The sequence below is a fragment of the Paenibacillus sp. FSL H3-0457 genome, from assembly GCF_037981725.1.
Lineage (GTDB): Bacteria > Bacillota > Bacilli > Paenibacillales > Paenibacillaceae > Paenibacillus > Paenibacillus amylolyticus.
Genome location: NZ_CP150283.1, coordinates 5,910,192 through 5,929,846, shown reverse-complemented (window position 1 = coordinate 5,929,846; position 19,655 = coordinate 5,910,192). Strand labels below are relative to the sequence as shown.

Below are 19,655 nucleotides of genomic sequence, written 5' to 3'. Positions count from 1 at the left end.
TCACATATAATTTTATTATTGTAAGCACTTACCGAAAACGTTTTACGTCATGAGGAATATACAGCTGATTCAGGAACAGGAGCTAATCATGTCCCAACACAATAAACAAACTAAAATCAATCGTCTTTGGTATCAACAACCGGCAAAACGCTGGGAAGAAGCATTGCCCATCGGAAACGGCCGTCTTGGAGGCATGGTGTACGGTGGCGCAGCAGATGAACGAATTCAGCTCAATGAAGATACATTATGGTCAGGGTTTCCACGGGATACGATTCAATACAGCAGTCAGCGGTATTTGAAGCAGACGCGAGAGTTGATCATGTCTGGGCAGTATGGTGAAGCTGAGGATTTGTTGAACCGTGAAATGCTTGGTCGTGATGTAGAGGCCTACCAGCCGATGGGTCATTTTTTATTGCACCATGAGGGTCTGGATGATCCTTCATATGATGCATTTGAACGGGAGCTTGATCTGGAATCGGGTATTGCAACCACAACCTACTCATTGGAAGGAACTCAATACGTACGTGAAGTGTATTCCAGTGCTTCGGATGATCTAATGGTCTGCACATTAACTGCTGATCAGAAGGACGCTGTGAGTGTAAGTATTACGCTAGACAGTCTCCATCCTTATCGCGTTGAGACTTCGGGAGATGCTCTAACCATGTTTAGTCGGTGCCCAAGTCATGTGGAGTCCAATTACTTCAGGGATCACCCGGAATCCGTCCTCTATGAAGAGGATCGGGGGACGGCTTATGCTGTCCGTGTAGCGTTTACGGCATCTGGTGATCAGGTGAAGGTCTCCAATCTGGAAGGCAAGTTACATATTCAGGGTGCTGATCAGGTTGTGTTTTATCTGGCAGCAGCTACGTCCTTTGAAAGTTATGATGTTTTGCCTGTGAAGGACCATCTTGTATTGGAAGAGGAATGCAAGGAGATGATCTCCAAAGCGACCACACATGGCGCGGAAGCGCTTGGTGACCGACATATTCAGGATCATAGCGCGTTGTTTAACAGAGTCTCTATTGATTTAGGGGTATCGGCTAACGCCGAATTATCTACAGATGAGCGGCTGCAGGCTTATCAGACAGGGCAACAAGACCCTGGACTGGAGGCACTTTATTTTCAATATGGAAGATATCTGTTAATGGCTAGTTCGCGTCCGGGCAGCCAGCCTGCCAACCTGCAGGGAATCTGGAACCATCAGGTAGAGCCGCCATGGCATAGTGATTACACAATCAATATCAACACGGAGATGAATTACTGGCCGGCAGAAGTCTGCAATCTTAGTGAGTGTCATGAGCCGCTGTTTGATATGCTGACCGATCTCAGTGATACAGGACGAAGAACGGCGCGGATTCTGTATGGAGCCCGTGGATGGACTGCCCATCATAACGTGGATATCTGGAGAACCTCTACACCGACAGGCGGAGATGCAAGCTGGGCTTTTTGGCCGATGGGTGGTGTGTGGCTGACCTCGCATCTATGGGAGCATTACCAATTTACCGGGGATCAGCGTTTTCTTGAGGAACGTGCGTATCCCATCATGAAAGAGGCGGCGCTGTTCTGTCTCGATTGGCTGGTGGAAGGGCCCGATGGTTATCTGGTTACGATTCCATCCACTTCACCAGAGAACAAGTTTCTCACAGATGCTGGGGAGGCACGCAGTATATCCATGGCTTCAACGATGGATATGACGTTAATTCGTGAACTGTTCAGCCGCTGTATTGAGGCCTCGAAGCAACTAAATATAGATGAGTCGTTGGCAAGCGAGTGGAGTGAGGCTCTGGAGAAACTCTATCCATTCCGAATTGGAATCGAAGGACAATTGCTGGAGTGGTTTAAGGATTTTGCCGAATCCGAGCCAGGGCATCGTCACGTCTCCCATCTGTATGGACTGTATCCGGGAGAGCAGATCAATCGAGTACACACACCGGAATTGGTAGAAGCAGCACGGGTATCACTTGAACGTCGTATCTCACAAGGTGGCGGGCATACAGGATGGAGCTGTGCATGGTTGATCAATCTGTATGCACGACTACTGGATAGCAGCCAGGCACATCAGTTTGTGCGCACGTTGCTGGCCCGGTCCACACATCCGAATCTGTTTGATGACCATCCGCCGTTCCAGATCGATGGTAACTTTGGAGGCACGGCTGGCATGGCCGAGATGTTGTTGCAGAGCCACTTGAACGAGTTACATTTACTTCCGGCATTGCCTGACCTCTGGACTCAAGGTCGTGTTGAAGGGCTTCGTGCAAGAGGTGGTTATACGGTAGCAATAACGTGGACGGACAACAAGCTTGTGTCAGCGGTTATTAAGGCAGATCGAAATGAGTCGTTGACCCTTCGCAGTGCTTATCCGCTGCGAGTGGAAGGACATGAACAAGCCAAGGCAGAGCTTACGCCTCAGGGCGATTATGTAATTATTTTAACGATGACCGCAGGACAGACGATCCGCGTGTCATCATGAGACGGAGGAGCCAACCATGACCATTTTTAAATTTCCGCAAGATTTTCGCTGGGGTACAGCAACAGCTTCCTATCAAATAGAAGGAGCGGCACAGGAAGGTGGACGCGGGGTATCCATCTGGGATACGTTTGCGCGCACACCTGGCAAGGTATATAACGGAGACAATGGGGATGTCGCATGTGACAGTTACCACCGTTACGAGGAAGACATCGAACTGATGAAGAAACTCGGGATTAATACGTACCGGTTCTCCATTGCGTGGCCGCGCATTATTCCTGACGGAGATGGAGAGATCAATCGGGAAGGACTGGACTTCTACCACCGCTTCGTGGATGCATTGATCGAGGCTGGAATTGAACCGTTCCTCACACTGTATCACTGGGATCTTCCGCAAACGCTGGAGGATGACGGGGGCTGGGGTAACCGCAGAACTGTGGATGCTTTTGTGAAATATGCCGAAGTGATCTTCAAAGAATTCTCTGGCAAAATCAACTTCTGGCTGACATTCAACGAACCATGGTGTATCGCGTTCCTGTCGAACCTTCTCGGGATTCATGCGCCAGGAAACAAAGACCTGCAAACTTCAATCAATGTTGCTCATGGATTGCTGGTTGCTCATGGTAAAGCTGTTCAATCTTTCCGTCGCTTGGGAACAACCGGTCAGATTGGTATTGCTCCGAACGTGTGCTGGGCTGAGCCGTACAGCAAATCCCCCGAGGACCAAGCTGCGTGTGACCGATCAATTGCGCTTAATACCGATTGGTTCCTTGATCCAATCTACAAAGGTTCATATCCGCAGTTTATGGTGGATTGGTTCGCAGAAGCGGGGGCTACTGTGCCAATTCAGGAAGGCGATATGGAGATTATCTCGCAACCGATCGATCTGCTCGGCATTAACTATTACACGATGGGCATCAATCGCTTCAATCCGGAGGCAGGTGCTCTGCAATCGGAAGAAGTTGATATGGGCCTCACCAAAACTGATATTGGCTGGCCTGTGGAATCACGTGGTTTGTATGAATTTATGCATTACTTGCAAAAGTACGGCAATGTGGATGTATATATCACAGAGAATGGTGCCTGCATCAATGATGACCTGGAGAACGGGAAGATTAACGATGATCGCCGGATTTCATATTATGAGCAGCATTTGGCCCAAATTCACCGCATCATTAATGACGGGATTAACCTGAAAGGGTACATGGCATGGTCACTGATGGATAATTTCGAGTGGGCAGAAGGCTACCGAATGCGTTTTGGTCTTGTTCATATGGACTATCGTTCACTCGTGAGAACACCGAAGGAGAGTTATTACTGGTATCAGAGCGTCATCAAGAATAATTGGTTGGAGACACGGAACGAACATAATCCCCAATAGTTTGGGTGGCAGGTTTTAAGGGTAGAGCAGGTCCACATTATATATGGTTCCCTTATTAAAGCTGAGAACGACGGTAACATTGGAGTATTCCAATGTGCCGTCTTTTTTTTTTGTTTTTACCGTTGGAAATGAGTAGTTCATAAAGGTTTCATAAGGTCAAGTGCAGTTCCTGTTATGAAGAGACGTTTTTTGGGTTATAAGAAGTATGAAAGAATTTAATAATGTTTTGTCAATGGTCGAAATGAAAATAAAGTGTCCAAATTGCGAATAAAATTTGAACATTTGTTGACTAAAAATCATACTGATGTGGTATATTGGTATAAGGAAAGCACTTACAAAAAGGGAAAAGGAAGTGTTTACTATGGCATCGAAGACAGCAATGGTCAGCCAATTGGAGCGCAAAGACAAAAATATGCGGCGCGCCGTCTTGACGATGACAGTTCTGGCATGGGTCGCACTCATTACGGGAGTGATCATGTGTCTGATCAATCTGAACGAATTTAATGATCGTAATCTTGGCTTGATGGTTGGTATTGGATTCCTTGTAGGTAGTGTGTTTATTTACGTTATTGCCAAAGCGATTGGCCTTGTTCATACACGCCGGGAAGACGAAGGCGCCGATTGATTATAATCCTGCGTTAATTCGTTCATAATAAGACTGGATAAGTTCCCGGAATCCAGTCAATAAAGCCCTTTGCGGATTCGTTGACACTGTTCAACGGGACTGCAAAGGGTTTTATTTTGTGACTTGATGTGTAAAGATTACGAAGTACAAATATCAAGCATGCAAGCGATTTGTGAGAAAAAATTCACACATTTAAGGTGTAAAATCGACAAATTTGTTAACAAGAACAAAAAAGTTGTTCATTTCTGATATCTTTAGTAGGAAGAGAGTAGTATACTGATTTTTCAGTATGAGCGAATTTAAGGAGAGGGGATCAAAATGAACAAGAAACCTAGGTCGCTAATCCGGATTATCATTCCGGTTGTCCTGACGTTGGTTACAATTGCATTGATTGTCTGGCCAATGCTGGCAGGCGGACAGTACGTTGTTCTGGATCCGAAGGGGCCAATTGGCGCTTCGCAGAGAGATTTGATTGTCATCTCGACAATTTTGTGTGCTGTCATTATTGTGCCAGTACTCATTTTGGCTGCCGTAATCGTATGGCGTTACCGTGAGAAACCGGACAACAAAGCAGCATATGAACCTAACTGGGCTCATAGCACCAAAGCGGAGGTTGTATGGTGGACCATTCCAATTATTATTATTGGAATACTTGCAATTGTAACGATTCGTTACACGTATGTTCTGGAACCTTCGAAGCCGTTGGCTCACGAGAAAGCACCAATTACCATCCAAGTGTCTTCACTGGACTGGAAATGGCTGTTTATGTATCCAGAACAAGGAATTGCAACGGTTAATACGTTGAATATTCCGGCAGACCGGCCCGTGAAATTTGAACTCACTGCGGATTCACCGATGAACTCATTCTGGATTCCGCAACTTGGAGGACAGATTTATACGATGTCGGGTATGGCGATGACCTTGTATCTGCAGGCAGATCATGAAGGCAAGTACTGGGGTTCAGGCGCTAACTTCACAGGTGAGCATTTTGGAGAAATGCGTTTTGATGTGAATGCTACATCGGACGAAGATTTTGACAATTGGGTAGCTGAAGTGAAACAGAGTTCTCAGGCGTTGACTACAGAAGGTTACAAAGCACTGGCTGAGCCAGGCACAAGCAACGTTGCTTATTATTCTGCCTTCCCAGAAGGATTGTTCCAAAATATTGTGACCAAGTATGTAGTAGATGGTCAAAGTGCTCACAGTAAGCATGGAACTTCAAAAGAAGCTTCTGGAGCCATTCAAAATGCAACTGATACGTCCAATCAAGACGAGGACGAGAGTGCTAACTAAAGATTCGAAAGGAGGCCCCCAATGTTAGAGGGACTTAAAGAGTTTGCATCGGAGTTTTTCGTAACCGGTGATCCGCTCATTTATGGTGCGATGGTAGCTATCGGAATTACCATGATTACTATTGTAGCGGTGCTAACTTATTTCAAAAAATGGGGCTGGCTCTGGCGTAACTGGTTAACGACTGTCGATCACAAAAAGATCGGTATCATGTATATCATTGCTTCCATTATCATGTTGTTCCGTGGTGGTGTGGATGCGCTAATGATGCGCCTTCAGCTAGCTATGCCTAACAATGAATTTCTGAATCCTGAGCATTATAATCAGGTCTTTACAACTCACGGTACGATCATGATCTTGTTCATGGCGATGCCATTTATGTTTGGTCTATTTAACGTTATCGTGCCATTACAGATCGGAGCAAGGGACGTTGCGTTCCCGTTCCTGAATGCACTGAGCTTCTGGTTATTCTTCCTGGGAGCAATGCTGTTTAACCTGTCATTCGTTATCGGTGGTTCACCGGATGCAGGATGGCTGAGTTATCCGCCTCTATCGGAGCTGTCACACAGTCCCGGGGTAGGACAGAACTTCTATATATGGGGTATACAGATATCGGGTATCGGTTCCTTGGCTACCGGTATCAACTTCCTGGTTACCATCATTAAAATGCGTGCGCCAGGCATGAGATGGATGAAAATGCCGATGTTCACATGGTCGGTATTCTCCACTTGTATCATTATCTTGTTTGCTTTCCCGATCTTGACCGTGACACTTGCATTGTTATTCCTCGACAGGTTTGCCGGGGCGCATTTCTTCACACTTGATCTGGGCGGTAACCCAATGATGTATATCAACTTGATCTGGATGTGGGGTCACCCTGAGGTATACATTGTCGTCTTGCCGGCATTCGGTGTTTTCTCCGAGATTGTGAGTACCTTCTCTCGGAAAAAACTGTTTGGTTACAAATCGATGGTGTTCGCGATGTTGATCATCAGCTTCCTGTCCTTCTTCACATGGGCGCATCACTTCTTCACGATGGGTTCCGGAGCAGACGTGAATGCATTCTTCGCCGTAACTACGATGTTGATTGCTATTCCAACAGGGGTTAAGATATTCAACTGGCTGTTTACCATGTATCGAGGAAGGATTCGCATGGCGACTCCGATGATGTGGACACTTGCCTTTATCCCGTGCTTTATTGTCGGGGGTATGACAGGCGTTCTGTTATCCGTTGCTCCTGCTGACTTCCAGTTCCACAACAGTTACTTCCTGATTGCCCACTTCCACCAAGTATTGATCGGTGGCGTTGTCTTCGGATACTTCGCAGGTCTGTACTACTGGTGGCCTAAAATGTTCGGTTTCCAACTCGAAGAAAAACTGGGCAAATGGGCATTCTGGACTTGGAATATTGGTTTCTATGTCTGCTTCATGCCGCAGTACGCTGTTGGTCTAATGGGTATGACACGTCGTCTGAGCACATACGGCTGGGATACTGGCTGGTGGGAACTGAACTTCGTATCCACAATCGGGGCATTCCTGATGGGTGTCGGATTCCTGTTCCAAGTTGCACAAATCGCAGACGGTATTCGCAAATACAAATCACTCAAAGCTTCCGCCGATCCATGGGATGGCCGTACGCTGGAGTGGTCAATTCCTTCACCAGCTCCTGAATACAACTTCGCCGTTACACCGCGCGGAGATGATATTGATGAGTGGTGGGAAGAGAAAGAACGTCGTGCCAAAGGCATCTATCCGCCAGAGCAACCGCTTGAGCCGATTCATATGCCGAAGAACTCTGGAATTCCGTTCATCATGTCTGTCTTCTGGTTCATCGCCGGTTTCGGCTTTGTCTTCGGATGGTTGTGGATGGCAATTCTCGGACTCGCTGGCGTAGGGATCTGTATGATCGCCCGTTCATTCTCATATGATACGGATTATTACATTCCGGTCGACGAAATTAAACGTACCGAAGCGTCGTTAAGGGGGTCGGTATAGATGGCTCAAGCAGCCGCTAAGCACGGTGAGAATCATGCACATGGTCACGACCATGGACATCATGATCCACAGGAAATGAAAATTCTCGGTTTCTGGTTCTTCCTGATTTCCGACGTTATCCTGTTCTCCGTATTGTTCGCAACCTTCATTGTGTTGCGTGACAATACGGCGGGCGGACCGATTTTGTCTGAATTGATCAAAATGCCTGGTGTTATTGCCGAAACATTTATCTTGCTCACAAGTTCATTCACGAGCGGACTAGCCGTACTGGCGATGAATCAAGGCAAAGTAAAACAATTAATCAGTTGGCTGGCAGTTACAGCCGTTCTGGGTGCAAGCTTTATCGCACTGGAAGTATATGAGTTTATTGAGTTGATTCACGAAGGGTTCAGCTTTACAACGAGTGCTGCTTCTGGCGCATTCTTCACCCTTGTGGGAACTCACGGACTTCACGTATCGCTCGGTCTGATCTGGATGATTGGACTTATGTTACAACTGAAAAAACGTGGTATTACCGATGTTACTCGCGGTAAAATTAACGTCATCAGTTTGTACTGGCACTTCTTGGACGTCGTATGGATCTTCCTCCTGTCGATCGTCTATCTCATGGGGGTGATGTAGATGGCAGAGCACAACTCACATGATTCCCACGGCCATGAACAACATGGCTCACTGAAGTCTTATGTCATCGGCTTCATTCTGTCCGTCGTTCTGACAATCATTCCACTTGTGGTGGTTCTCAATGATATGATGGAAAGAACAGGAACACTCATTGTTGTTCTTGGCACGGCAGCACTTCAGTTTGTGGTTCAACTCTTCTTCTTCATGCATATCCGTGAAACAGAGAAACCACGCTGGAATGTGATGGCTCTTATCTTCGGTTTGCTGATTATGATGACCATCGTAATTGGTTCGATCTGGATTATGCTTAACAATGCTGTTGCACATTAATTGATATGATGAAAGAGCTTCACGACCTTGGAATTCAAGGTTGTGGGGCTCTTTTTTTTCTAAGCAGAAGTTATCGCATTTTTTAATGAAAAAAAAGTTGTATTATATCATAATAAGTCGTTGATGAAATAATTTACCAGTGATACTATTGTTATACACTCTGGAAATATATTCAATATTTTAGTTAGAGCAATTTTAGCAAAATTATTTTAGGAGATGTACTAATGAAAGCAAGGGTAATCCGTTATTATCGTTTTGGCGAACCAAGTGAAGTATTATGTATGGAAGAAAAAGATGTGATCCCCCCTGGCCCCGGTGAATTAGCAGTGAGGATGTATGCTCGACCTATTAATCCCTCCGATATTATTCCTGTTCGAGGAGCTTACCCGCATCGTACCCGATTACCAGCTGTTCCCGGGTTTGAGGGTGTGGGGGTGGTAGAAGCAGTAGGGCCGGGAGTTTCCAATCAAATGTTGGGTCGCCGTGTCTTGCCACTAAAAGGCGAGAATACTTGGCAGGACGTCGTGAAGACTTTGGAGCGACATACAATCATTGTGCCGAATGATATCGATGATCACTCAGCAAGTCAGCTCTATATTAATCCGGTTACGGCTTGGTTGATCTGTACAGAGGTGCTTAAGCTTACGTATGGTGATACCCTGATTGTGAATGCAGGGGGATCTGCAATCGGGCGAATCTTTGCACAGATCTCAAAAATCTATGGATTTAAATTGATTGCGCTTACGAGAGATGATCGTCATACTGCTGAACTGTATCGTCTTGGAGCAGCTTCTGTTATCAGTACAACGAAAGAGTTGCTACAGGCTAGAATCACGGAATTAACAGAGGGCTACGGTGCAGATGCAGCCGTGGATTGTATTGGAGGGACAGATGGGGAACAGTTGGTGAGTTGCCTTAAGCCAAATGGGACGGTCATCAGCGTAGGATTGCTTTCGGGGATCACACCATTATGGCATGAAGTAACCCGGGGGACACAAGTTCATGTGAAACTTTTCTGGTTAAAGCATTGGGTTGAACGCTGTACGCAAGAACGCTGGGAACAGGTATTTCATGAGGTGATGGAGCTGGTCAGAGCAGGGAGGCTGGTCATGGCAAACATTGGGACGACGTATGAACTAACGAATGTACAACAGGCTATTGCAGCGGCTGAATCGGGTATCGAGGGGAAGGTTCTCTTAATACAGTAATACATAAGACTTGGAAAACTCAACATAAAGAATGCGTAATTAACAACTAATTCATATTGGGGGCCTTGTTGTGAAGATTAAAGATATGATGTTTACTGCGATTATGGCAGCCGTTATTGCAGTACTTGGACTGTTACCGCCGATTCCACTACCATTTATACCTGTGCCAATTACAGTCCAAACGCTGGGCGTAATGCTGGCAGGCAGTATCCTTGGTGCTCGATTGGGAGGGATAAGTCTCTTACTCTTTGTTGTTCTGATTGGTTTAGGAGCTCCATTGTTGTCCGGTGGCAGAGGGGGCTTGGGTGTTCTGGTTGGACCTACAGGCGGGTATGTTCTCAGTTATCCGATTGCTGCTTTTGTGATTGGGTTGTTAGTTCAACGTACATCCGTTGCAGGCATTAAATTTTGGAACTTTCTACTGAGCAACATCGTGGGCGGAATCCTTGTTGTGTATGCAGTGGGTATTCCATTCCTGTCCTTTATAACGGATGTACCAATTACACAGGCTATCATAGGCAACCTTGTTTTCATTCCAGGCGACTTGCTCAAAGCAGTGCTTGCTTCACTTATTGCTGTTAGAATCCTCAAGGTAAGTCCTACAATGATCCAGGATACGAAAAGGCAGACTCCGGGGGTCTAACATTATGATATTCAGAGACTGCACATTCTTAAACACTTCTGTACAAGTAAATCGCGCCCAAGTGATGGAGGTACTACAGTGATTCATTTTTCCAATGTAACGTTTGGTTATGCAAACCGAGCAACAATGTTAAACGATATTAACCTTCATATTGGTTCTGGTGAATATGTGGCGTTTGCTGGAAGGAATGGAGCAGGGAAATCCACCATAGCTAGGTTAATGAACGGGTTACTCCTTCCAACCACAGGCCAAGTAACTTTTAATGATTATGTGACATCCAATGAAAATGATTTAAGTATCATTCGTCAGAGAATTGGAATGATCTTTCAAAATCCAGAGAATCAAATTGTAGCATCTACAGTGTTTGAAGATATCGCCTTCGGCCTGCAAAACGTTTGTGTCCCTACTGAAAATATCGAGCGTCATGTAACAGAGGCATTGAGCCAAGTGGGGATGCTGGATTATTATAATTCTGATGTATATTCGTTATCAGGAGGGCAAAAACAGCGTATCGCTATTGCGGGAGTTCTCGCTATGGGACCAGAAGTTATTGTTTTTGATGAATCTACCTCAATGCTCGACCCGGAAGGCAAAGATCAGATTGCATTGCTGATGGGAGAGTTGCATAAACAAGGAATTACGATTGTAACAATTACGCATGACTTAGAGGAGATTGCAGCATCTTCGAGGGTTATTGTACTTGATCAGGGTGACATTTGTTATGATGGATCGCCCGAGGCCTTGTTTCAGGGGGAATACTGGCGTTTTCCCGGGATAACGGCTCCTTTTGTTGTCGAGGCAAGAGAGACATTGAACCGGAAGGGGCTGCACTCTTCTTCGGCACTCACTCTGGAAGATTTGGTGGATGATTTATGCAAATTACACTAAAAGAAGTGGACTTCTCGTATCATGTTGGAACACCACTGGAGAACAACGTATTGAGCAACATTACACTCACCATGGGCGATAATCGCATTTTTGCTGTTGTGGGAAAAACGGGATCTGGCAAGTCAACTTTTGTACAGCTGCTCAATGGGCTTCTGCAACCTACAAATGGAACAGTTGATATAGGGGATTTTCGAATGACAACCGATCGAAAGAAAACGTACGTTCTCTACGATAAAGTGGGTATTGTATTCCAATTTCCGGAGCATCAATTATTCGAGGATACGGTAATAAAAGACATATCCTTTGGTCCCAAGAACTTGGGCTGGTCAGCTGAAAAAGTTCGTAGTACATGCTTGGATGCATTACACATGGTAGGTCTGGACGAATCTTTCTGCAATAGATCACCGTTTGAATTAAGTGGCGGAGAGAAGCGGAGAGTGGCAATTGCAAGTGTGTTAGCGATGAACCCGGAGGTGCTTATTCTCGACGAGCCAACCGTAGGGTTGGATTCGGAAGGGAAAGAGCAGCTGATGGAACTCTTTTGTTCCTGGCAGCAGGAACAGGGGAGTACGATCATTATGGTGACGCACGATATGGAGACTGTTGCCGAGTACGCCGAAGAAGTGATTATATTTGAACGTGGTCAAGTGCAAAGACATACGACTCCGCTCCAATTGTTCACTGAATATCAAGTTGAGTTGAAAGATATGGGATTAAAGCTGCCTAAAGCGCTCCAGCTCGTGGAAGCCATAAATGTAAAATTGAACGTTGAATTGCAGCTGGAGTCGGTAAAGAAAGAATGGATTTTGTCATATATTGCTGATTTTTTTCAGAGGAAGGAATTGTAGTTATGTCCTTATCTCAATCCTTTATCATTGGTCAGTATGTCCACAGAAACTCCATCATTCACCGGCTTGATCCAAGAGCTAAACTCGTCATCGCGTTCCTGTTCATGTTGTCTGTCATGCTGTTGAACTCAGGGCTTTCATACGTATTGTCTGCGGTGTTTGTGGTGTGTGTAGTCACTATATCGCAAATACCACCCTCCTATATTGTTAGAGGATTGAAACCTGTTTGGCTAATAGTCATTGTCACATCTGTGTTTCACATTTTTCTGACACAAGGGGGGCAGTTATGGCTTGAAGCGGGAGTGTTTTCGATCTACGAGGAGGGTGTCATTAAAGCAGGTAATATAGCCATTCGCATCATTCTTCTTCTCGTCATCGCTTCATTGTTGACACTTACGACAAAGCTGGGTGATCTCGCACAGGCTATTGAAGATCTGTTGAAGCCTGCCAAGCGGTTGGGTGTTCCTACACAGGAATTTGCGTTGATGATCTCGTGGACGATCCGCTTTATTCCAATCCTGTTGAATGAAACCGACAACGTGATGAAGGCACAGCGGGCAAGAGGTGTTCGTTTTAATTCCGGTAATATCGTTCGTCGTCTGCAAAGTTTTATCCCAATTGTAGTCCCTATCCTTCTATTAGCATTCCAGAAAGCCGAAAGCGCTTCACTGGCCGTTGAGGCACGCGGATATAGCCCTGGCATGAATCGAACGCAACTGAGAACGTTAGCTTTCAAAAAGCTCGACTATAAAGTGCTGATCATATCCATTTTTTGTTTCGCACTTTTGTTGGCATTACGAAAGTGAGGTAAGCTATGAGGATTTACCCGACAAATCTACATGAATATCACAGACTTATTTCAGTATCTAAAGGTGATCAGCCTGCGACAATGTGGTTTAGACAGGCATCTTACTTGAACGTATACACAGGGGAAGTTGAACAAGCGAATATCTATCTGTCCGGAAGTCGTATTGCCTACGTTGGAGCCAAGGAACTACCCACTTCAGACCAGACCCAGGTCATTGAATTGGAGAAAGATCATGTTGTTGTTCCAGGATATATTGAACCTCATGCACACCCATGCCAAATGTACAATCCTTATACATGGGGAGAAGCTCTGTTACAGAAGGGTACGGTCTTGTCCATTAATGATAATCTGTCTCTGTTAACGTTTCTAGGAACTGAAGCTTTGTCATTCATTGAGAAGCTGGAGGAGACAAGTCACCATATGTTCCTATGGTGGTGTAACATTGACCGTCCTGATCGAGCTGATCCAATGACTATGGACAAGTGGCTACAACATAACCTTGTGATACAGAGCGGGGAACTGACCGAATGGCCCAAACTGCTGGCGAACGACGAAGTATTGGTAGAGCAACTTTATCTAACGAAGGCTCATCATGGGATGAGGGCGGAAGGACATTTGCCGGGCGTATCTTATGAAAAAATAAGTACTATGGCTGCAGCGGGCATCACAGCTGACCACGAAGCTCTCCATGCCGAAGATGTACTTAGACGATTAAAAGCGGGGCTGTACGCCTCTCTTCGATACTCATCTATTCGTCCTGATTTGCCACACCTCCTTAAAGGGATGAAAGGTGATTCCCGATTCAATATGAACCGAATGATGCTTACCAGCGATGGCCCGTCACCAAACTATGTGAAGAGGACGAGCTGTGCCAGCATGATCAAGATCTGTATGGAGACGGGAATATCTGTAGCGGATGCCTATCGTCTTGCTACCTTAAATCCGGCAGTATATTACGGTCTGGATGAAGACTTAGGCGGGATTGCACCAGGCAGACTGGCTTGTTTGAACGTCTTAACCTCCATAAATGAACCTGATCCACTGCATGTCCTGCAACGAGGTGATTGGGTGGTCCAAAATCAAAGGCGAGTAGTAGAGCCAGATGAAGCAGAGATACACACTTGGTTGCGCTCCACTTTTCGGTCTCGTCGAACGATCGGTAACCTGAGGCTGGACCAGATGGAAACTCGAACCGACATCGGTATTGAATTGGTGAACGATGTCATCACCCAATCGTACCATTTTGATCCCCGAGCGGAATTGGAAACGGATGAGAACTGGATGACATTACTGGATGTTAACGGAAGTTGGGTGATTAACACCCGAATCAAAGGTTTAGCGTGTGGGATCAAGGCATTAGCAAGTACTTACAACGCTTCGAACGATACACTTTTACTTGGGCGATCTCTGTCTGTCATGCGCGAAGCATCTCAGGAGTTGGAAGTTCGCGGGGAAGGAATATTAGTATATTTCGTGGATGGGGAGCAACTGTACATTCCTCTTCCTCTCAGTGGAGCTATGAGCTTGGAGAGCGTGGCATCAATCGGCGCTAGTGTGGATCATTTCAATGAGAAAATGCGTGTCCACGGTTACCGATTTGGTGATCCTCTGTATTCTCTTTTATTTCTGACAGCTTCACATTTGCCGCATATTCGTGTATCGGACAAAGGGTTGTATCTGGTTAAAACAGGTGAGATAGTGCTCCCGGCTACCCCCTTAGTTAATACAGTAAGGAAGGTGAAATGATGTTACTGGCTGATGCGATACGCATGCATGCTTCCCAGAATCCTGAGAAAACTGCCATCTTTGATGATGCCCGGCAGATTTCGTACGCCGAGCTATACCATGGAATAAAGCTGGCAGCAAATACAATTCTGGCTACTGAGGAAGATTTCGAAGCCGATGAACTTCCTCTTGTCGGCCTGCTGATGAACAATAGTGCCGTGATGATCGAATACTTTCTTGCAGCCACCAAAATTGGAATGTGTGCTGCTGTATTTGATCCCAAGTGGAGCGATGCAGATCTGACGGAGGTTATTAATGAATGTGAACCTCGTGTGCTTGTCATAGATGTGGAGTTCAAAGCCAGAATACCTCATATTCCATCGTCAACAAGGGTGATTACTGTGGATACAGGTGAACCTCGTTCTCTCAGAAGGGAAGAAGCCGAACCACAGCGATCCTCAACTGAAGATAGCCTGTTCTACATGGGATATACCTCCGGGACGACCGGACGACCGAAAGGCTATCTCCGTTCTCAGCGTTCATGGATCGAGAGCTTTGCATATGCGCGTGAAACATTCGTGCATGATGCAGGAGACCATGTATTGGCGCCGGGTTCTTTGGTCTATTCACTTACGTTATATGCGTGCATTCAAACGTTGTATATTGGCGGGACATTCCATCTAACAAGCAAATTCCGAGCGGAATACGTATTGGAGACGTTAGCAACACATGCGGTTACACATCTTTATCTTGTACCTACGATGTTTGAAGCACTCTACAAAGCGTTCATGGCTTCTGATTCAGTTATTGCGCTGCCATCTGTCAGATCTCTCATTACGTCAGGTGATAAATGGTCACCAGAATCAAAACGGAAGGTGAAAGAGGTATTTGAAAATGCAGGTTTGTATGAATTTTATGGTGCCTCCGAGCTAAGCTTTGTCACAGTACTTGATCCGGAAGGAAATCGGTATAAGCCTGATTCAATCGGTAAACCGTTTGCCGGTGTGCAGGTATCCATTCGTGAAGCGGATAGTACGGAAGTAACCGAAGGCGCAGTAGGACAATTGTTTGTAAAGAGCCCGATGATCTTTACCGGATATTATGGTTCCGAGGAAGAAACCAGCCAAGTTGTACATGGTGAATGGGCAACTGTGGGAGACCTTGCAACACGAGATTCCGAAGGTTATTTATATCTGGTTGGTCGAAAGAAAAACATGATTATTAGCGGAGGGCTTAATATATATCCGGAGGAAATCGAGAAGCTGTTGTTAACATTGGAAGGCATTGAGGAGGTCATCGTTGTAGGTGTACCCGATGTATACTGGGGCCAAAAGGTGAGCGCACTTATCAAGCTCAGAATGGGTAGCGAGGTTAGTGATGATGAGATTGTATCATTGTGCCGTCGTGAGCTTGCTACCTACAAGTGTCCAAAGGAAATTATGCGGGTGGATGCCTTCCCCTATACAACGAGTGGAAAGATTTCGCGAACAAAACTGAACGAGTTACTGAAAATAAAGATATGAACAATATGTTGATTCCTGTTATTCTTTCCGCGAAGCGAACTGCAATCGGTAAATACGGGGGGATGTTTAAGGAGACACCGCCGGAGATACTGGCTGCAGAAGTCATTCAGGCCATTTTAAGCGAAATTCCCATCCCTCCCGGTGACATTGATGATGTTCTATTGGGGAATGCAGTAGGTGGGGGAGGTAACATCGCCAGGTTATCCGCGTTACAAGCCAAACTCCCAGTAGAGGTCCCTGGCGTGACGATTGATCGTCAATGCGGATCTGGTCTTGAAGCCATTCATTTAGCAGCGAGGCTGATTCAATCAGGTGCCGGGGAAGTGTATCTGGCTGGTGGTGTCGAAAGCACAAGTCGTGCACCCTGGAGATTGGAGAAACCCTTGTCTCTGTACGGGAGTGTAGTACCTCAAGTAATCACTCGCACACGATTCTCTCCGGAATGGATCGGAGATCCGGATATGGGGAAGGCGGCTAACAACGTTGCTAAGAAGTACGGTGTGACTCGAATGGACCAGGACGAATATGCGCTTTCCAGTCATAGGAAAGCGATTGCTTCAATACAAAGCGGGCGTTTCGACAACGAAATCGTTCCATTGTCTATCCCGGAGGGTAAGCAACTTAGAATCATTCATACAGACGAATGTCCTCGGGCGAATACAACACTTACGAAGCTTGCAGCATTGCCATCTGTTTTCGAACAGGATGGTACAGTGACGGCTGGTAATGCATGTCCATTGAATGATGGAGCCGCTATCGTTTTAATCATGTCAATGGGAAAAGCATTATCGTTAGGACTTACACCACTAATGAAATTTATCGACAGTGTGGCAGTGGGCGTTGACCCGAACTACTTGGGTATCGGTCCGGTTCCTGCCGTTACCAAGTTGCTCAGCCGAAATCGCTTGGCAATGGAAGACATTGATCTTGTGGAATTCAATGAAGCGTTCGCTTCACAAGTTCTGGCCTCTTTAAGAGAACTGCATATTCCAACTCACATTGTTAATGTGGGGGGCGGGGCACTGGCGCTTGGACACCCGTTCGGTGCATCGGGAGCCATCCTGGTTACACGCCTATTCAACGAGATGAGGCACATAAAGGGGGCTCGGGGAATCACAACACTGGGTATTGGTGGCGGGATCGGGCTTGCATCATTGTGGGAGAAGTGCGAATAGGAGGAAACAGCCTTTGTTGTTAGAGGGACAGGTAGCAGTCATTACGGGTTCCAGCCGCGGAATTGGGCGTGCAACCGCAATACGTATGGCACAAGAAGGAGCCAAGATAGTTGTCAACGGTGTACAAGAAGGTGGGGTATGGGACGTTGTTCAGTTGATTCGGAATCAGGGAGGGACCGCTATTGGGGTCGTTGAATCCGTCGCAAGCATGGCCGGTGGTGAACGCATCATATCGGAGGGTCTTCGCGAATTTGGCAAGATTGATATCCTGGTGAACAACGCCGGAGTTGTTCACGATAAGATGGCCCATAAAATGAGTGAAACCGAGTGGGATCTTGTATTGAATTCGCATCTTAAGGGAGCCTTTGCTTGTATCCGGTCCGCTCTGCCGGGCATGAGGGAACGAAGGGAAGGCAGCATTATTAATATGATCTCCGTGGCGGGCTTGACCGGAATGATCGGGCAATTAAATTACAGTACTGCCAAAGCCGGATTGATAGGCATGACGTGGACACTTTCGCTGGAACTTGAATCTTATGGCATTAATGTGAATGCAGTTTCTCCCGCAGCGCGTACTGACATGACAATGCCCTATATCGAACGGGCGAAGCAGACCGCCGAAATGAAAGGTGAGTCGTTTCCCGAGTACTGGAAAGTAGGTTCAACGGAAGATGTGGCCGAATTGATGCTTTCCTTATGTCTGCCGCGTTGCCGTAAGGTTACCGGTCAGATCTTCTCTGTTAATGGTGGAAAGATCGGTGTGTGGTCCCCTCCAGAGCACCGTATAGTTGCCACCCAATCCAGTAGGGAGAACGGTTGGGAAGCAGGCGAACTCTTTGAGCAAGTGTTGTCAGCCTACGTGAAAGTGTAGAACTATTTCCGAAATATACGAATTGATGGAGGAAATTTTGTTGAAGAAAAAACGCATTTTTATTGGGATGATGGCCGGGATGGGGAGAGTGAATCGTTGTCTTCCCATAGCACTAAAGTTACGAGAGATGGGACATGAGGTGGCGTTCACAATCTGGGGAAATGCCGGGGTGGCGATGGAACAGATGGGTTTTACCTATATTCCGATTCCAGTTATTCCTGCTCCCAAGGGACAGGTTTTCCACCCAAACTTCAAGGATATGAATCACTTTTTGTCCATGATGGGGTACTCGGACCCTGTTTACATGCGAAATGAGCTTGAAGCTCGTCTACGGGTAACCATCGGTTTTAAACCGGATCTTGTTATTTCCGATTCGAGTGTCCCCGCAGCGTTCATTGCCTGTAAGCTGGACATTCCTCTCGTTTCTATGAATCAGTCCAGCACACTTCCAGGTGGTCTTCCTTTTACAACGAATTATGGATTATATGGAGACATACCAGATGTCACGAATGTGTTGAACGGAGCGTTGGTTGAGTATGGTCTGCCTGAAACGGACAACCTTCTCACATTTCTGGCGGGTAATCTTGCCCTTCTTCCGAGCATACCGGATTTTGATCCGGTACAGATCGGGAAGCTGCCCGTTCCAATTGAATATATCGGTCCCGTGGTATGGAGAGATACAAATGAGACAGGAATGCCTGCGAACTGGTTGAAGAAATCAGACAACGACAGGAGGCCACGTGTATTTGTGTACACAAGTCGTCTCGTGGAATGGGGTGTGGAGAGTGGTGGTCATATTTTCAGGGAAGCCGTTAGAGCACTCGGTAACACTTCGACGGAGCTTTTGATTGCTACTGGTTTTAATCCATTGGAAGGGGACAGCGTGGAAGTTCCCCCTAATGTACACTTCACCTCATATGTATCGGGAGTTATGGCAGCCGAGCATAGCGATGTCATGATTCACCATGGCGGACATGGAAGTTGCATGACGACGATCTTAACAGGCACGCCGTCGTTGGTCATTCCGACCTGGGCAGAACGTGAGTTTAACGCCAAGCAGTTACAGGACGTTGGCGGTGGCAGAGTAATGTCCCCAGATGAGGTTACGGGATCCGCTCTAGCTGAGACTGTTAACGCGATGATGACTAATGGAGACATGGATAAGGCTATGTCGCTGAAGGAAAACGTCTGTACTTCGCAGTACGGAGGAGCCGGGCGTGCAGCTGAACTCATTCGTCGGTTGTTGTAAAGAGGGGG

The 19,655-nt window shown here is 46.4% G+C and carries 17 protein-coding genes; all 17 read left to right on the top strand.

Annotation, left to right across the window (positions count from 1 at the left end; all coding sequences use genetic code 11):
* The first annotated feature begins 88 nt into the window (after positions 1-88).
* The 17 genes from MHH25_RS26340 (at position 89) to MHH25_RS26260 (ending at position 19,647) form a co-directional block, all read left to right on the top strand.
* The gene (locus MHH25_RS26340; protein ID WP_036606900.1) at positions 89-2,470 is read left to right on the top strand and encodes a glycoside hydrolase family 95 protein; all 2,382 of its coding nucleotides are present in this window, start codon (positions 89-91) and stop codon (positions 2,468-2,470) included.
* A 16-nt stretch (positions 2,471-2,486) separates the two neighbouring features.
* Positions 2,487-3,848, top strand: coding sequence for a GH1 family beta-glucosidase (locus tag MHH25_RS26335; protein WP_036606902.1), 1,362 nt, complete (start codon positions 2,487-2,489; stop codon positions 3,846-3,848).
* Between the two features lie 361 nt (positions 3,849-4,209).
* Positions 4,210-4,473 carry a hypothetical protein gene (locus tag MHH25_RS26330; RefSeq protein ID WP_036606904.1) on the top strand — a complete coding sequence of 88 codons (264 nt, stop codon included), beginning with the start codon at positions 4,210-4,212 and terminating at the stop codon, positions 4,471-4,473.
* Between the two features lie 318 nt (positions 4,474-4,791).
* A complete protein-coding gene (cyoA, locus tag MHH25_RS26325) occupies positions 4,792-5,766 on the top strand; it encodes a ubiquinol oxidase subunit II (RefSeq protein ID WP_076253565.1) in 975 nt (324 codons plus the stop codon).
* A 21-nt stretch (positions 5,767-5,787) separates the two neighbouring features.
* Positions 5,788-7,758 carry a cbb3-type cytochrome c oxidase subunit I gene (locus MHH25_RS26320; RefSeq protein WP_036606909.1) on the top strand — a complete coding sequence of 657 codons (1,971 nt, stop codon included), beginning with the start codon at positions 5,788-5,790 and terminating at the stop codon, positions 7,756-7,758.
* The gene (gene cyoC, locus MHH25_RS26315) at positions 7,759-8,379 is read left to right on the top strand and encodes a cytochrome o ubiquinol oxidase subunit III (protein ID WP_036606911.1); all 621 of its coding nucleotides are present in this window, start codon (positions 7,759-7,761) and stop codon (positions 8,377-8,379) included.
* Entirely contained in the window at positions 8,380-8,709 is a 330-nt protein-coding gene (gene cyoD / locus MHH25_RS26310; RefSeq protein WP_076328878.1) for a cytochrome o ubiquinol oxidase subunit IV, read from the top strand. It abuts the gene before it with no gap.
* Positions 8,710-8,933: 224 nt separating this feature from the next.
* Entirely contained in the window at positions 8,934-9,917 is a 984-nt protein-coding gene (locus MHH25_RS26305; protein WP_076328879.1) for a zinc-dependent alcohol dehydrogenase family protein, read from the top strand.
* Positions 9,918-9,987: 70 nt separating this feature from the next.
* A complete protein-coding gene (locus MHH25_RS26300) occupies positions 9,988-10,560 on the top strand; it encodes a biotin transporter BioY (protein ID WP_340018540.1) in 573 nt (190 codons plus the stop codon).
* A gap of 78 nt (positions 10,561-10,638) precedes the next feature.
* Positions 10,639-11,448, top strand: coding sequence for an energy-coupling factor transporter ATPase (locus MHH25_RS26295; RefSeq protein ID WP_076328881.1), 810 nt, complete (start codon positions 10,639-10,641; stop codon positions 11,446-11,448).
* Positions 11,433-12,296, top strand: coding sequence for an energy-coupling factor transporter ATPase (locus MHH25_RS26290; protein ID WP_036668054.1), 864 nt, complete (start codon positions 11,433-11,435; stop codon positions 12,294-12,296). The genes MHH25_RS26295 and MHH25_RS26290 overlap by 16 nt, the downstream gene beginning before the upstream one ends.
* A 2-nt stretch (positions 12,297-12,298) precedes the next feature.
* Positions 12,299-13,102 (top strand): energy-coupling factor transporter transmembrane component T, encoded by an 804-nt coding sequence (locus MHH25_RS26285; RefSeq protein WP_076328882.1) that lies wholly within the window; start codon positions 12,299-12,301, stop codon positions 13,100-13,102.
* An 83-nt stretch (positions 13,103-13,185) separates the two neighbouring features.
* Positions 13,186-14,850: an adenine deaminase C-terminal domain-containing protein gene (locus MHH25_RS26280; RefSeq protein ID WP_179086540.1), complete on the top strand. Its 1,665-nt coding sequence runs from the start codon at positions 13,186-13,188 to the stop codon at positions 14,848-14,850.
* Positions 14,847-16,352, top strand: coding sequence for an AMP-binding protein (locus tag MHH25_RS26275; protein ID WP_340018539.1), 1,506 nt, complete (start codon positions 14,847-14,849; stop codon positions 16,350-16,352). Before MHH25_RS26280 ends, MHH25_RS26275 begins: the two co-directional genes overlap by 4 nt.
* A complete protein-coding gene (locus tag MHH25_RS26270) occupies positions 16,349-17,527 on the top strand; it encodes a thiolase family protein (RefSeq protein ID WP_305955693.1) in 1,179 nt (392 codons plus the stop codon). The genes MHH25_RS26275 and MHH25_RS26270 overlap by 4 nt, the downstream gene beginning before the upstream one ends.
* Before the next feature lie 13 nt (positions 17,528-17,540).
* A complete protein-coding gene (locus tag MHH25_RS26265) occupies positions 17,541-18,398 on the top strand; it encodes an SDR family NAD(P)-dependent oxidoreductase (RefSeq protein ID WP_076319659.1) in 858 nt (285 codons plus the stop codon).
* A 40-nt stretch (positions 18,399-18,438) separates the two neighbouring features.
* On the top strand, positions 18,439-19,647 hold the full coding sequence (locus MHH25_RS26260) for a nucleotide disphospho-sugar-binding domain-containing protein (protein ID WP_340018538.1): 1,209 nt from the start codon (positions 18,439-18,441) through the stop codon (positions 19,645-19,647).
* The last annotated feature ends 8 nt before the right edge of the window (positions 19,648-19,655 follow it).